This is a genomic window from Gallibacterium genomosp. 1, assembly GCF_000771875.1.
Taxonomy (GTDB): domain Bacteria; phylum Pseudomonadota; class Gammaproteobacteria; order Enterobacterales; family Pasteurellaceae; genus Gallibacterium.
On record NZ_JPXX01000001.1, the window covers coordinates 42,624 to 58,583 of the forward strand.

Sequence of the window (15,960 nt, forward strand, 5' to 3'; positions counted from 1 at the left end):
CCTGTTCAATCTTAATTTTAAACTAGGCTATAATAGCAAAAAAGCGATGCTATAAGGAGGTATAATGCCAATTATTAATTCAGCCGTGATTACAATCAGCGATCTACGTTTACGCACTTTTATTGGAATTAAAGAGGAAGAAATTAACAATAAACAGGATGTTGTTCTGCAAATTCAACTCGGTTATAACTGCGAAAAAGCCAGTTTAAGTGACAATGTAGAAGATGCATTGAATTATCGAACTATTACCAAAAAAGTGATTCATTATGTTGAAACACATAAATTCGCATTGTTAGAACGAATGGTGCGAGAAGTGTTAGAAATTATTGCTGAACCAGAAGCGGTAGAATGGGCGGAAGTAGAAATTGCCAAACCGTTTGCATTACGCTATGCCGATTCAGTGTCATTACGTTTACGTTATGAACGAAATTAATCATTAACACAGATAAAAATCCTCCAATATTGCAGATTGGAGGACTTCTCATCACAACTACCGCAAAATTAAAATTGGTTTTTCACTGAAACGTGCGACTTTCACGGTATTGGAACTTAATCCCGGCTTTCCCGGTTTTGTTGCCATCATAATGATTAAATCAACATCCTTTTCTTGTGCAATAGTATTTATTTCTTCATAAACCGTACCGTGTGCCACGATATGTTGCACTTTACGATCTGCCGGAAAGTTTTCCTGAGTAAAGTCGTGCAAACGTTTATTGGCTTCCGCCAACACATCCTTATCAAAGTTTCGAGGTAACAATGAAGAAACAAAGCTGTTTCCCAACGGTGGCACAATGCTGACAATCCGCAACACGGCATCAGGATTGCCTTCCGTCATTGCTAAGGCGGTTCTCACCGCCTTTTTTGCTCCCTCTAAATGCCCCAAATCCACTGCGATTAAAATTTTATTAAATAACTGCATCTATTTTCCCCTTGTAAATTTACGACGACGTTGATTCCACGCTAAAACAGCCAAAATCGATAATGCCGGAATAAACATCCATTCCTTATTAAACGCACCTTTCAACGGCAAAGATACATCTAAAATCACCTGATCCCAATTAAGGTTAGCTTTTGCTGCCGGCGAGTCAATTTCAACGTTATCAATTAAGATTTTCTTAATCTGCTCACCATTCACTTCAACCTGTTCATCTGTTGACAATAAAGTCAAGCCCATATTTTGTATACGTTCTTCACCGCTATCCCCTGCCGGTACTTTTAATTCAGCAAAGAATTCTATCTGTTTGCCATAAGGATTCACGCCAGAAACTTTCAGTGTCAATGGCTCACCAACCGGTGCGTGTGCCACTTCTTCAATTAAATGTTCCGGTTGAATATGACGCTGGCTTGGCGATACATATTCCATAAAGAAGCCCGGTCTGAACAACATAAAGGCAATCAACAGCAGTGCAATGGTTTCCCACCATTTATTTTTGGTCATAAACCAGCCCATTGTTGCCGCAGTAAACACCATCATTGCAATCATTGCTACGAAGAAAATAAGCACAGCGTGGAAAAAATCAACATTCAACAATAACAAATCAGTATTGAAAATAAACAGGAACGGCAACAACGCAGTACGCATACTGTAGAAGAACGCCACCATACCGGTTTTAATCGGATTACCGCCGGAAACTGCGGCTGCGGCAAATGATGCCAACCCGACCGGTGGAGTCACATCCGCCATAATCCCGAAGTAAAACACGAATAAGTGGATGGCGATCAATGGCACAATTAATCCATTTTGGCGGCCGACTTCCAAAATAACGCCAGCCATTAAGGAAGAAACCACAATATAGTTTGCTGTGGTCGGTAATCCCATTCCAAGAATCAAGCTGAAACCGGCAACCAAAATCAACATCAATAGGATATTTCCCATTGATAACACCTCGATAATGCCGGATAACTGCACACCGAAACCGGTTAATGCCACTACGCCCACGATAATACCGGCAGTTGCGGTGGCAATACCGATACCGATCATATTTCTTGCGCCGGTTTCCAAACCGTTAATTAATTCTTGCCAGCCCTGTTTGAAACTTTTTACTAAATCGCCCTGTTTACGGAAATAAGCCAATAATGGACGCTGTGTTAATAAAATCACAGTTAACGCCATTGTGCCCCAGAAAGCGGATAAGCCCGGTGACAAACGTTCCACCATCAAACACCAAATTAAAATCACAACAGGTAGTAGGAAATGCAGCCCAGCATTAACGGTAGGTTTAACTCTTGGTAACACTACAACTTCCTGATTCGGCTCATCAATTTCTAGATCTGGAAAAGTAGAAACACGGTATAGCAATAACATATAGATAATTGCCAACAATAAGCAAACAATGACAAAAGCAAAATCAGGCGTTACCACTTTTAACCAACCCAAACCGAAATCTACAGCAAAATAGAGCAGGCAGATAATAATGAAAGTAGATAATGCTCTTAAAACGGTAACTACCCACGGTTTTGCTACATCTTGACGTGGTAAACCCTGCAAATTCAATTTACACGCTTCCAAATGTACGATATAAACTAATGCAATGTAAGAGATTACAGCCGGCAAGAAAGCGTGGGTAATTAACTCGTTATATGGCATATTGATATATTCAATCATCAAAAATGCTGCTGCACCCATTACCGGCGGCATAATCTGTCCATTTACTGAAGAAGCCACTTCAACCGCACCAGCTTTCTCTGCTGAAAACCCAACACGTTTCATCATCGGAATTGTAAAAGTGCCGGTCGTAACCACATTGGCAATTGATGAACCAGAAATCAACCCAGTTAAACCGGAAGCCACAACCGCTGCTTTAGCCGGGCCACCACGTAAATGCCCTAAATAAGCAAAGGCAGTTTTAATAAAATAGTTACCTGCTCCGGCTTTATCTAACAATGCACCGAATAAAACAAATAGGAACACATATTTAGTCGATACGCCAAGTGCCACCCCAAACACACCCTCAGTAGTTACCCATTGTTGATTAATAATGTGAGATAGCGTTCCAGTTCTATGGCTTATTAGCCAACTGCTCGGAAAGAATTGACCGAAATAGTTATAAAGCAGAAATACAACAGCAATCACCACTAGTGGTAATCCTAAACTACGCCGTGTGCCTTCCAGCAATAACAAAATACCGACAATACCTACAACAATATCTTGTAGATTAGGCGCACCAAAACGAGTAACCAATTCATTGTAAAAAATTATCGGGTAAAGGCATAAAACAGCTCCTACAACAGCAAAGATCCAGTCAATCACGGGAATATGCTGCTTTGGAGAGCGTTTAAATGCCGGATAAGATAAATAAGCCAAGAAAATAGCAAATGCCAAATGGATTGAACGTGCTTTGGTGTCATCTACCACTACATTCAAATTCCAACCTAAACTTTTAATTCCCTCTTGTAACAAAAACGGCAACGGCGAAGCATAATAAATTTGAAATAATGACCAAGCAATTGCCGTCCAAATAATCACATATTTAGAGATACCATATGGATTGCGACCACCGCTATCATTTGAGGCGACCATATCCTGTAGATCTTCAATATCTACAGCTTGTTTTTTTATTGTTGAGGTCATTCAAGCTCTCCTAAAATCAAAACTCAAAACCGAAAAAAGGCAGGAAAACTTCCTGCCTTCAATAATCCAATAAATGATGAGAGGCGCTTACATCCAGCCACGCTCTTTATAATATTTTACTGCACCTTCGTGCAACGGTGCTGATAATGCATTTTTGATCATATCCTGTTCTTTCAAGTTAGCAAATGCAGGATGTAAACGTTTGAAACGATCAAAATTATCAAACACCGCTTTCACGACATCATAAACCACTTCAGGTGAAACATCGGTTGATGAAACCAAAGTTGCATAAACCCCGAAAGTATCTACCGGCTGATCAGAACCTTTATAAAGCCCACCCGGAATAACCGCTTTCGCATAATATGGATTATCTGCAACCAACTTATCAATCGCAGGACCTGTTACCGGCACTAAATGTGCATCACAAGACGCAGCAGCTTCTTTTAATGCACCGTTCGGATGACCAACATTATAGGTGATAGCATCTAAGTTATTATCACACATTACAGAAGCCATTTCTGCTGGTTTTAACTCAGATGCAACTTTAAATACAGAATCATCCCAACCTTTTGCTTTAAGAATAACATTCATTGTAGCACGAGTACCTGATCCTGGATCACCAACATTTACACGTTTACCTTTCAAATCATCAAAACTTTTAATACCTGAATCATCACGAGCCATTACAGTAAACGGTTCTGGATGAATTGAGAATACGGCTCTTAGTTTTTCATTCTTCTTGCCTTCAAATGAACTTGTGCCGTTATAAGCGTGATATTGCCAGTCAGACTGCGCAATTCCCATATCCAATTGTTTATTGGCAATACCATTGAGGTTTGCAACAGAAGCACCGGTTGATGGTGCATTACATTTTAAACCAGTTTTTGCGGTATCACGATTCACTAATTGACAAATAGATTGACCGACAACGTAATAAACACCAGTTTGTCCGCCGGTACCGATAGTAACGAACTTATCATCCGCTATTACGGATGCGGAAGTCATCATTAAACAGGCAACCATCCCTAATTTAAATAATTTTTTCATTGTTGTTCCTCTTTAGTAAAAGGGTGAGATATTATGTTTGCTCATTCAGGTCTTTGACTGAAGACCCATAAGATATACAAGACATCTCAAAGATTTGCAATAATCAATATTAATTTTTTGTGAAAAATTGAAGAAATATCACAAAATTTTCACGATTTATTTGCTTATAAAGTGGTATTTCGTATCAAAAAGTTGTCTGATTTTTGCAAAAGATTGATCTAGCGGCGCATAAATACGCAATACCTGCTGTGTTTTAGGGTGCAATAATTCCAAGCTTTCTGCGTGTAGCATCAATCGATTTACTGAAAAATAAGCACTAAATGCTCGATTTTGATGCAAATCGCCATATTGTGTATCGCCGATAATTGGATGAAAAATATGCTTTAAATGTCGACGCAACTGGTGTTTGCGTCCAGTTTGTGGCGTTAAACGTACCAAACTATAACGTGATGTGGCATAACGTCCAACCGCAACAGGAATTTCAAGCGTTGCCAAACCTTGATAATCAGTAACTGCTTCTTGTGGCGTTTTATCTTGCTGCGAAAATTTATCAGCAATTTTGTCCCATTTCAACTTTAATGGGTAATCTATTCTTTCCTGTCCTGTAAGATAGCCTCGTACAACTGCAAGATACTGTTTTTTCACCTGTTTTTGTTCAAACTGGCGACAAACCGCATTGGCGATTTCACTGTTTAACGCAAACAGCAGCACCCCGGAAGTCGGGCGATCTAAACGATGAATCGGGAATACATATTGCCCGATTTGATCACGCAACTTCTGCATCACAAACTCCGTTTCGTGTTTATCTAACCAGCTGCGATGTACCAACATTCCTGCTGGTTTATTAACCGCGATTAATGCTTGATCTTGATATAAAATTTCCAACATTTGCTAATCAGACATTAGTCAACAATACCTCAATTTTTTGAATCGGTTCTAATAATTGCGGTAAATGTGGATGCTCTTTTAATGCCTCTTCCAAATAAGGGGAAATGGCAATTACTGTTGGCAATGATGCCTGCTCTTCAATTAATGCCAACATACGCGGAATAAAAATCCATTGTAGCCATTCCGTCGCCTCCATAGTATCAAGTGCAAACGGCTGCTGACTTTCAAATGCTGAAGCCGGTGGCGGTTGTCGTTGCCATAATTGATGCTGTTGCATAATTTGTTGTAATTCAGATAAGTATTCCGCTAATAAATTTTCTTTTTTCATCACTACTCTCTTTTTTTGATTACAATAGCATTTTTTTAAAACACCATAGTATATCCATTTTGTTATTTTGTATAAGAGTGAATTTATGTTTTTAACCCAAATTAACCTTGTCGCTAAAAATCATTCTGCTTACCACATCAATGAAAGCGTAATGCTCTGCAATCAATTAATTGATGCTTGGCGTTATAATGGACAAATTATTGGTCGTGAAATCCCGATTACTTATTACTTTTCTAATGAAAATCTGCTCACATTCGAAATTAACGTGAACTGTCCAGAACAGGATTCTCTAGATTCTCGCCATAATAGTGCTTTTGTCATAGCTGCTTTAGATAAATTAGCAAAATACGGGCTTTTTTTAACAAACAAAGAGATTCAAGCAATGGATTTCAATTCTGATGAAACCTGTACTCACTTAACAAAAGATGCCGATCTGGTGCTTTACACCAATTATCTGAAAAGCAGCTCACCAATTTGCACACTTGATCAATTATTACCTGTTCCACTCTATCATTTTTGTTACAATAATGCTCAACTTGGTATGAATTGTATTCGTTGGGAAGAAGATTGGCAGGCTTGCGATCAATTGCAAATGAATGGCAATGTTCTGGTCAATGAGGCAACTTATCAAATCAGTGATTTTACCAGTCTGCTCTCACGCCAAGGCTATGCTTTACGGCAGCAGTTGGAGAGCCACTTACAACGCCCGGTTTATTACTATCTTTATCGTGTAGGTGAAAAGGATAAGCAACGAGAATTAGCTAGGCGTTGCCCTTGTTGTGGCAGAGAATGGTTGTTAACTGAGGCAATAAACCTTTTCCAATTCAAATGCGATCATTGCCGCTTAGTCTCTAATTTATCTTGGGACATACAATAATAACAAAATCAAAGGATTACATATGATAGATTATCAGGACGAAAGCCTTATAAAACTCACTTTAGGAAAAAAAACAACATACGCTACAGATTACCGCCCCTCATTACTGCAAGCTGTGCCTCGCAAACTCAACCGTGAACAGCTCGGTATCTTATCACAACAACCTTTTACACAAGGTGCTGATATTTGGACACTTTATGAAATTTCGTGGCTTAATAAAAATGGCGTGCCACAAGTAGCGATTGCTGATGTGGTGTTGGATTGCAACAGTGAAAATTTGATTGAATCAAAAAGTTTTAAACTTTATCTCAATAGTTTCAATCAAACACATTTTGACAACAAACAACAGGTCGAAACCACAATTCAACAGGATTTACAACAATGTGCCAATGGCAAAGTTAAAGTTACACTGCACGATTTGCAATATTACCAACAACAAAAGATTGCATATCTTGAAGGAATTTGCATCGATCAGCTGGATATTGTGATCGATAATTACCAATTTAATGCCGATTTATTGCAAAACTGCGTTGATAATAACAGTGAAAAAGTAGAACAAACTTTAGTCAGCCATTTACTGAAATCCAACTGTTTAATCACACAACAGCCCGATTGGGGTAGCATTCAAATTCACTATGTCGGGCGTGAGATTAATCAAGAAAAACTTTTACGCTATTTGATCTCTTTCCGCCAACATAACGAGTTTCACGAACAGTGTGTGGAGCGTATTTTTTGCGATTTAATGTATTATGCAAAACCAGAAAAATTAACGGTATACGCTCGTTATACCCGCCGTGGCGGTTTGGATATCAATCCATTTCGTTCTAATTTTGAACAAATCCCTGCCAATCTTCGTTTGGCTCGCCAATAACAATAATAAGGAGAAATATGAGCATTTATTACATTAATCCGCGTGGCAGTATGGATCAACTCTCTCATTTGGAAGTTGCTCGGTTAAAACAAGGTGCTGAAGGCGATCTTTATCCGCTTTATCGAAACTGTTCTTTGGCAGTATTGAATTCCGGTGCAATAACAGACGACAGCCGAGCTTTACTTGGTAAATATCCCGATTTTGCGATCAACCTATTGACGCGTGAACGAGGAATCGCTTTAGAATTACTCAATCCACCAGAAAGTGCATTTGTCGATGATAAAATTATTCGTAATATTCAATATCATCTATTTGCTGTGCTACGTGACATTATTTTTGTTCAAATTAACCAAGATCGTTTTCTTGGCAATCATTTAAGCCAAGCAGATATGAGTGCTAAAATTACCAATCAAGTCTTTTCTATTTTAAGGAATGCAAAAGCATTACGCACTGGAGAAGATCCTAATTTAGTCGTTTGTTGGGGTGGGCATTCTATTAATGAAACAGAATATCAATACTGTCGTGCTGTTGGTTTAGAATTAGGATATCGTGAATTAAACATTGTAACCGGTTGTGGGCCTGGTGTAATGGAAGCACCAATGAAAGGTGCTGCTATTGGGCATTTCAATCAACGCTATAAAGACAGTCGCTTTATTGGTATTACCGAACCTTCAATTATTGCCTCTGAGCCACCAAATCCAATTGTAAATGAGTTAATCATTATGCCGGATATTGAAAAACGTTTGGAAGCATTTACTCGATTGGGACATACTTTCCTTATTTTCCCTGGTGGCCCAGGAACATTTGAAGAATTTTTATTCTTGCTCGGTATTAAATTACATCCTGACAATCGCAATCAAACAATCCCGTTGATTTTAACTGGCCCATCTTCCTGTGCAGATTATTTTGCAACTATCGACCGTTTTGTCAGCAAAGTATTAGGTGAAGAAGCACGTAAACAATATGAAATTATCATTGATGATCCAGTTGCAGTCGCACGTTATGCAAAACAGGCAATGGATAACATTAAACAACAACGTTTTGAAAAAGGCGATGCTTACAGTTTTAATTGGATGCTAAAAATTGATCCGATACTACAAGCACCATTTGAACCAAATCATCAATCAATGGCAGCATTAAATCTCCATTTAGATCAACCATTAATGGATTTGGTTTCTAATTTAAGACGCGCATTCTCTGGGATTGTTGCCGGAAATATCAAACCTAATACTAAAGACGCAATTGCAAAATATGGTGCTTTTAAACTACACGGTGATGCGATGGTGTTGGAAAATATGGAAAATCTATTAAAAGATTTTATTGCGCAACATCGAATGAAATTGCCAAGTACGGAAGCCTATGTGCCTTGCTATGAAATTGTAAAATAGGATAAAAAATCTGCACCTCTGTGTGTTGGGTAATAAGTCCAACTTTTGGGGTGCAGATCATACTGTAGCCGCTTTTTTATTTGCAAAGTTCAGTTTGTAAACAAGTTAGGCGATCAAGATTAGTAATAAAATGCCCTAATTGCTGCTGTTCTGGGCGATGAATATAAGGAATTTCTCCCAACAATGGTGCATCAATCACTTCGTGTAATAATTTGATGATTTCAGCATAATGGCGCAAACAAGGGTTAATACGATTTGCCACCCAGCCTAATAGCGGCACACCAGAAGTAATTATAGATTGTGCTGTTAATAATGCGTGATTGACGCAGCCCTCTTTAATACCAACAACTAATACCACCGGCATTTTATGCCCTTTAACCCAACGATCAAAGGTCATCTCTTTATTAATCGGCGTAAGCCATCCATAAGTCCCTTCAACCAATACTGATTGATAACGTGAAGTTAACTTGGCAAGATCCTGATCTATTTTTTTCACGTCGATGTTATCAATTTCATTCAGTGCAGCTAATACCGGTAAACTACTTTCTGTAAAAGTATAGCTATTTATATCTTTATATGTTACCGCTTCATTTGTACTATCCAATAATGTCTTAACATCTTTATTATCTTCTGTTTGTTGTTTAAGATCATCAATACGATTTTCAGTATAAATGCTATCTTCTTCCCCACAGGCAATAGGCTTAAAACCGACAATATGAATTCCCTGTGATTGCAACGCTTGAATAATAGCGCGACTCACTACCGTTTTACCAACATTTGTATCCGTACCCGTTACAAAAAAACAACTCATTATTTATTCCTTTTATCAAAAAACCGCAGAAAATTATAATAAAGTTATTTTTTCGAAAAATTGAGCTAACACAATATTTTGTAGATTTATTTTAAGAGCTAAAAAATTTTTGAACTCTTACTATCAAATGGAGTAGAAAAAAGAGAGAGTAATTCTCTGACAAAGAGATAAAAAAGAAAATCCCGGTAATCCGGGATTTTCAGCTAAGTTAATAAACAATAAATAAATTATTGTTCAATAGTTTGTTGCTGCTGACCACTTACAGAAACTTCAACACGACGGTCTGGTGCTAAACAAGCGATTAACGCTTTACGACCTTTAACTGCATCACAAGTGTTACCAGTTACTGGGTTAGCTTCACCGTAACCAACTGCTTTAATCACATCTGGAGAGATTGATTTAGAAACTAAGTAGTTAGCAACTGTGTTAGCACGTTCTTGTGAAAGTTTTTGGTTATATTTGTCAGAACCGATACGGTCTGTGTAACCTGCAACTTCAACAGAAGATAAAGTACCAACTTTAGAGATTTCTTGTTGTAAATTATCTAATGATTGCGCTGCTTCAGGTTTTAAGTTTGCTTTACCGAATGCGAACAATACATCAGAGCTTAATGCGAATTTTTTGTTGATTACTTCAACAACTGGTGCAGGAGCTGCTGACTGACCGAAACGGTAAGAAAGACCTAAAGATACAGAACCAATACTTGGACTGTAAGAATAGTTATTAGCGAACTGATCTACTTTACCTACTTTAGCAATCCATTGGTATTCTAAACGTGCTGCCAATTCAGGAAGAATTGCATATTCAACACCAGCTGCGAACACAGGAGATACTTTTAATTTATGTTCGGACAATGTTTTTTCGCCATTTGTGTGAACCGCATAATCAGAACGGATTAATGCTGCACCTAAACGACCATAAACGTCTAAACCGTCAACATAAGCTACTGGATAGCTTGCTTTTAAGCTAAGATTTAAACCGTGAGCAGTGTGACGTGCACGAACGCTGTCACCTTGGTGACCTTTTAATTGACCATAGAAGTCATAACCTGCTTCAACAGCGAAGTTATCAGTGATTTGGTAACCACCAAATACACCGTAAGTTACAGAATTACGATGTACACCAAATTTTGGTGTTGTACTATAAGTATTTTGACTATAGACATTGTCAAACTGATTTACATCATTGTGGAATGATGCCCAACCAGCTTTCGCACCAGCGTAGAAAGTGTTTGCTTGAGGAGCTGCTTGTGCTACTGATACGAATGCTAATCCTGAAATTGCTAATGCGATTGCAGTCTTTTTCATTATAAAATCCTCTTGAATTTATCATCTATATTTGGATTATTTGGATCGTCATTTACTTCCAATAACAGTAAATTCAATCCAGCCCCTAAATAAATGAAATTTTCTCATTTATTTGGTGCTGTTTATTATCGCTATTGCAAAACATAAAAGCAAACTTTTCTTTAATTTTTGCATAAAAAATAAACAAATTAAGACTAATTAATCGACAATTAAACATTGTTTTTTGATTTTTTAAAAATTTTTGAGACGATCCGATGTCTAATTGCGGATAAACCTCTTCTTTATAAGATTTTGTGCTAGTATAGTTGTCTTTCAAATGCACACACAACAATACAGTACAAGGTTTTAGTTATGGTTATCCCTTATTTAGCAAGTCATCAGCAATTTGATCCTTTAGTAAAGCAATACTTAGAACAACTCAAATATCAAGGCTTTAGTGGCGATATCGCCTATCACTATGCTGATCGGCTCTCTCTGGCGACAGATAATAGCGTTTATCAACAACTCCCTCAAGCCCTGCTCTTTCCGAAAGAGATTGCAGACATTGTCCGCCTGACCAAACTTGCACAACGTGATCAATTTAAAACCTTAAAATTCACACCACGAGGTGGAGGCACCGGCACTAACGGACAATCATTAAACAGCACTATCATCGTTGATCTCTCTCGTCATATGAATCAAATTTTGGAACTCAATGTGAAAGAACGTTGGGTGCGTGTACAAGCAGGCGTAGTTAAGGATCAACTGAATCGTTTTTTGAAACCGCACGGGCTTTTCTTTTCTCCGGAACTTTCCACCAGTAATCGTGCCACACTGGGCGGAATGATTAACACCGATGCGTCAGGGCAAGGTTCATTGCAATACGGCAAAACATCAGATCACGTGCTAAGTTTGCGTTCAGTGCTGATTAATGGGGATATTTTAGATACGGAAAGCATTGATTGCGATCAGTTTGAAGATAATATTGCTGCCGCAAATCTTTCTTCTACCGGCAAGCAAATTCACCAACAGGTAGCACAACTGTGTCGCCAATATCGTCCACAAATTCTTGCTGATTTGCCGCAGCTTAACCGTTTTATTACCGGTTATGATTTAAAACACGTCTTTAATGATGACCTATCTAAATTTAATTTAAGCCGAATTCTGACCGGCTCAGAGGGCTCACTCGCTTTTGTTTGTGAAGCCAAACTCAATTTACTGCCGATTCCTCAATATCGCACTTTGATCAATATTAAATATCGCTCCTTTGATGCAGCATTAAGGCACGCTCCGGCAATGGTTGCGGCAAAAGCGCTTTCGGTGGAAACGGTTGACTCAAAAGTACTGAATTTGGCAAAACAAGATATTATTTGGCATTCTGTTTCTGAATTATTAAAAGAAGAAGAAAATGCGCCGATTCTAGGCTTAAATATTGTCGAATATGCCGGTAATAATGAACATTATCAGCAACAGCAGGTGCAGCAATTGTGTCAACGCTTGGATCAAGCTATCGCTACGCAACAAAATGATGTTATCGGCTATCAAGTTTGCAGTGATTTAACTTCGATTGAAAAAATTTATGCGATGCGTAAAAAAGCAGTTGGATTATTAGGCAATGCTAAAGGACGTGCTAAGCCAATCCCATTTGTTGAAGATACTTGCGTGCCGCCGGAAAATCTTGCCGATTACATCACTGAATTCAGAGCCCTTTTAGATAAACATCATCTTGAATACGGTATGTTCGGTCACGTTGATGCAGGTGTTTTACACGTCCGGCCCGCACTTGATCTCTGCGACAGCGAACAGGTCAAATTATTTAAATCCATTTCAGACCAAGTTGCCGATCTTACTCAAAAATATGGCGGTTTAATTTGGGGGGAACACGGCAAAGGCGTGCGTGGTGAATATAGCCGTAAATTCTTCGGTGAACAGCTTTGGCAAGTTTTACAGCAGATAAAAACGCTATTTGATCCGGACAACCGCTTGAATCCGGGCAAAATTTGTAAACCGTTAAATTCAGATACTAAAATGTTTGAGGTCCTCTCTCCAATGCGCGCCGACTATGATCGCCAAATTCCGGTGGAAGTTAAAGATCAATTCCGAGGTGCAGTGAATTGTAACGGTAACGGACTTTGTTTTAATTTTGATGTTGACAGCGTAATGTGCCCTTCAATGAAGATTAGTCGCAACCGAGTGTTCTCACCGAAAGGGCGTGCCGCATTAGTGCGTGAATGGTTGCGATTGTTGACTCAAGCCGGGGTTTCCGCCGATCAACTCAATTTTGAGAAGAGTGAAATTAAATTAGCCGATTTTATTGCGAAAATTCGTCATCGTTTCAGTAAAGATCATCAGGATGACTTTTCTCACGAAGTCAAAGCGGCAATGGACACTTGTTTGTCCTGCAAAGCTTGTGCCAGCCAATGTCCGATTAAAATTGATGTGCCGGAATTTAAAGCGAAATTTTTACATCTCTATCATCAACGTTATATGCGTCCGCTTAAAGATTATGTGGTCGCAAATGTTGAAACTATCGCACCATTAATGGCGAAAGCACCGACCTTTTTTAATGCTGTTACAGCGCATCCGTTCAGTCAACGTATCGCACGTAAAATGATTGGAATGGTTGATTTGCCGCAGCTTTCTGTGCCGTCATTACAACAACAGTTGGTTGAAATCCATTACACCGATCGCTCATTGGAGCAACTAGAACAGCTATCACAAAAACAACATGAAAAAATGGTATTTATCGTTCAAGATCCGTTTACCTCTTTTTATGATGCCAAAGTAGTGGCGGATTTTGTGCGTTTAAGTAAAAAATTAGGTTTTGAAGCGGTCGTCTTGCCGTTCCGCCCTAACGGTAAAGCACAACACGTTAAAGGTTTTTTAACACGATTCAGTAAAACTGCACGTAAACAGTCGGAAATGCTTAATCGCGTGGCAAAATTAGGTGTGCCGTTGGTCGGGGTTGATGCTGCTGTTGTACTTTCTTATCGTGATGAATATAAGCAAATCTTAGGGGAAAAACGCGGCAATTTTGCGGTGTTGACTTCTCAAGAATGGCTTTCACAAATTATTGATCAATTAGAAATTCATTCAGATGATCGCGCCGAAAAACCAACGTGGTACCTTTTCCCACATTGCACCGAGAGCAGTTTATCGCCGAACAGTAGCAAACAGTGGCAGACAATTTTTGCTAAATTTGGTGAAAAACTGGAAATTGTACAAGTGGGCTGTTGCGGTATGGCAGGAACTTACGGGCACGAAACCGTTCACGAACAGACCTCCAAAGAGATTTATCAGCTATCGTGGGCGAAAAAAATTCAGGATAAAGCGTGGCAATATTGTCTGGTTCCAGGCTATTCTTGCCGCAGCCAAGTGAAACGTATTGAACATCAAATAACAAAACACCCATTACAAGGATTGTTGGAGATTTTAAATTAATGGCTATTTGGAAAAAATCCTTTTCATTGCACGATTTAAATCAGATTAATCAGAATACTGCTGTCAGTCAGCTTGGTATTGAGTTTACGGCTCAAGGCGATAATTGGTTGGAAGCCTCATTAACAGTGGATCAACGCCATTGTCAACCTATGGGCTTACTTCACGGTGGAATTTCTGTTGTATTAGCAGAAACTGTCGGTTCTTTGGCCGGATTTTGTGCTTGTGATGAAGATAAAGCCGTGGTTGGTGTTGAAATTAATGCCAGCCATTTAAAAACAATGCGGATGGGCGAGCGTATTACTGCGCGTGCTGTACCATTACGCATTGGGCGAACATTGCAAGTTTGGCAAATTGATATTACCAATTCACAACAAACACTTTGTTGTCAAAGTCGTTTAACACTTTCTGTGATAAATCGTGACAAGAGGTAATATGCAAACAAATCAGCGCAAAACAGGCGTGTTGTTAGTCAATTTAGGTACGCCTGATGCCCCGACTGTACCGGCAGTAAAACGCTATTTACGCCAGTTTTTAACTGATCCTCGCGTTATTGACCAGCCTCGTTGGCAATGGCTGCCACTATTGAATCTCATCATTCTGCCAAAACGTGCACCTCGAGTTGCCAAACTTTATCAACAAATTTGGCAAACAGCAGGTTCACCGCTGTTGGCAATCAGCCGTCGCCAACAGTCAGCCTTACAACAGCGCTTTCAGAACGAAAATCAAAATGTTGTAGTGGAATTGGCAATGACTTATGGCAATCCTTCCATCAGTGCCGCATTGCAACGGCTCTATCAACAACAGGTGGAACATATTATTTTGTTGCCGCTCTATCCACAATACAGCAGCACCACAACGGCTTCGGTTTTAGATGCGTTTCATCAAGCACTGCAACAGCAGCGACACATTTTGCCGTTTGAGATGATTTTTTCTTATCACGATCATCCAAATTACATTGCTGCGCTAAGTCAGTCGATTCAACCTTATTTGCAACCTGATGTTCACTTATTGTTCTCATTTCACGGCATTCCGCAACGTTATCAGCAGTTAGGTGATTATTATGCCGAGCATTGCCAACAAACTGTCGATAAAGTGGTAGCTAATTTGGCTTTAAATGCAAATCAGTGGACGATGAGTTACCAATCACGTTTCGGCAAAGAACCTTGGTTACAACCCTATACCGATGAAACCCTAACCAAATTGGCTCGGCAAGGTGTTGAAAAAATTGCGGTTATTTGTCCCGGTTTTGCTGTTGATTGCTTGGAAACATTAGAAGAAATTGCAGTGGAAAATCGCGATATTTTTCTAGCTGCCGGCGGTAAACAATACCAATATATTCCGGCATTAAATGATAGTGAACAACACATTGAGTTGCTTTATCAATTAATCAAAGAAAAATTGCGGTAGTATCTTGAAACTATCTCAATAAAAAAGAGTTGGCAGAAAACCAAC

General features: G+C 39.0%; 14 protein-coding genes. 7 read left to right on the forward strand and 7 right to left on the reverse strand.

Annotated features, from left to right (window positions below; translation table 11 throughout):
* The first annotated feature begins 64 nt into the window (after nt 1-64).
* Nucleotides 65-433 (forward strand): dihydroneopterin triphosphate 2'-epimerase, encoded by a 369-nt coding sequence (gene folX / locus JP36_RS00165; RefSeq protein ID WP_039136584.1) that lies wholly within the window; start codon nt 65-67, stop codon nt 431-433.
* A 57-nt stretch (nt 434-490) separates the two neighbouring features.
* Here folX and JP36_RS00170 read toward each other — a convergent pair whose 3' ends face one another.
* The 5 genes from JP36_RS00170 to JP36_RS00190 form a co-directional block, all read right to left on the reverse strand.
* A complete protein-coding gene (locus tag JP36_RS00170) occupies nt 491-919 on the reverse strand; it encodes a universal stress protein (protein ID WP_039136586.1) in 429 nt (142 codons plus the stop codon).
* Nucleotides 920-3,571 carry a TRAP transporter permease gene (locus tag JP36_RS00175; RefSeq protein ID WP_039170738.1) on the reverse strand — a complete coding sequence of 884 codons (2,652 nt, stop codon included), beginning with the start codon at nt 3,569-3,571 and terminating at the stop codon, nt 920-922. It lies immediately after the preceding gene.
* A gap of 87 nt (nt 3,572-3,658) precedes the next feature.
* Complete coding sequence (locus tag JP36_RS00180; protein WP_039170741.1) at nt 3,659-4,618, reverse strand: TAXI family TRAP transporter solute-binding subunit; 960 nt, start codon at nt 4,616-4,618, stop codon at nt 3,659-3,661.
* A gap of 156 nt (nt 4,619-4,774) precedes the next feature.
* Nucleotides 4,775-5,506: a tRNA pseudouridine(65) synthase TruC gene (gene truC, locus JP36_RS00185; protein WP_039170743.1), complete on the reverse strand. Its 732-nt coding sequence runs from the start codon at nt 5,504-5,506 to the stop codon at nt 4,775-4,777.
* A 7-nt stretch (nt 5,507-5,513) separates the two neighbouring features.
* A complete protein-coding gene (locus JP36_RS00190) occupies nt 5,514-5,834 on the reverse strand; it encodes a YqcC family protein (protein ID WP_039170747.1) in 321 nt (106 codons plus the stop codon).
* A gap of 85 nt (nt 5,835-5,919) precedes the next feature.
* On the opposite strand from JP36_RS00190, the gene JP36_RS00195 reads away from it, so the two are divergent.
* From JP36_RS00195 to ppnN, 3 genes are read left to right on the forward strand one after another with little or no spacing between them, the layout of a single operon-like run.
* Nucleotides 5,920-6,711: a Zn-ribbon-containing protein gene (locus tag JP36_RS00195; RefSeq protein WP_039170750.1), complete on the forward strand. Its 792-nt coding sequence runs from the start codon at nt 5,920-5,922 to the stop codon at nt 6,709-6,711.
* 25 nt (nt 6,712-6,736) lie between these two features.
* A complete protein-coding gene (queF, locus tag JP36_RS00200; RefSeq protein ID WP_039170901.1) occupies nt 6,737-7,582 on the forward strand; it encodes an NADPH-dependent 7-cyano-7-deazaguanine reductase QueF in 846 nt (281 codons plus the stop codon).
* A gap of 17 nt (nt 7,583-7,599) precedes the next feature.
* Nucleotides 7,600-8,970, forward strand: coding sequence for a nucleotide 5'-monophosphate nucleosidase PpnN (gene ppnN, locus JP36_RS00205; protein ID WP_039140926.1), 1,371 nt, complete (start codon nt 7,600-7,602; stop codon nt 8,968-8,970).
* 76 nt (nt 8,971-9,046) lie between these two features.
* Here the strand turns inward: ppnN and bioD are convergent, their stop codons facing one another.
* Nucleotides 9,047-9,781 (reverse strand): dethiobiotin synthase, encoded by a 735-nt coding sequence (bioD, locus tag JP36_RS00210; protein ID WP_039170753.1) that lies wholly within the window; start codon nt 9,779-9,781, stop codon nt 9,047-9,049.
* A 227-nt stretch (nt 9,782-10,008) separates the two neighbouring features.
* The gene (ompA, locus tag JP36_RS00215) at nt 10,009-11,088 is read right to left on the reverse strand and encodes a porin OmpA (RefSeq protein ID WP_039170756.1); all 1,080 of its coding nucleotides are present in this window, start codon (nt 11,086-11,088) and stop codon (nt 10,009-10,011) included.
* 351 nt (nt 11,089-11,439) lie between these two features.
* Here ompA and JP36_RS00225 point away from each other — a divergent pair, with 351 nt between their 5' ends.
* From JP36_RS00225 to hemH, 3 genes are read left to right on the forward strand one after another with little or no spacing between them, the layout of a single operon-like run.
* Entirely contained in the window at nt 11,440-14,508 is a 3,069-nt protein-coding gene (locus JP36_RS00225; RefSeq protein WP_039170759.1) for an FAD-binding and (Fe-S)-binding domain-containing protein, read from the forward strand.
* Complete coding sequence (locus JP36_RS00230) at nt 14,508-14,939, forward strand: PaaI family thioesterase (protein ID WP_039170762.1); 432 nt, start codon at nt 14,508-14,510, stop codon at nt 14,937-14,939. Before JP36_RS00225 ends, JP36_RS00230 begins: the two co-directional genes overlap by 1 nt.
* 1 nt (nt 14,940) lies before the next feature.
* Nucleotides 14,941-15,915 carry a ferrochelatase gene (gene hemH / locus JP36_RS00235; protein ID WP_039170765.1) on the forward strand — a complete coding sequence of 325 codons (975 nt, stop codon included), beginning with the start codon at nt 14,941-14,943 and terminating at the stop codon, nt 15,913-15,915.
* The last annotated feature ends 45 nt before the right edge of the window (nt 15,916-15,960 follow it).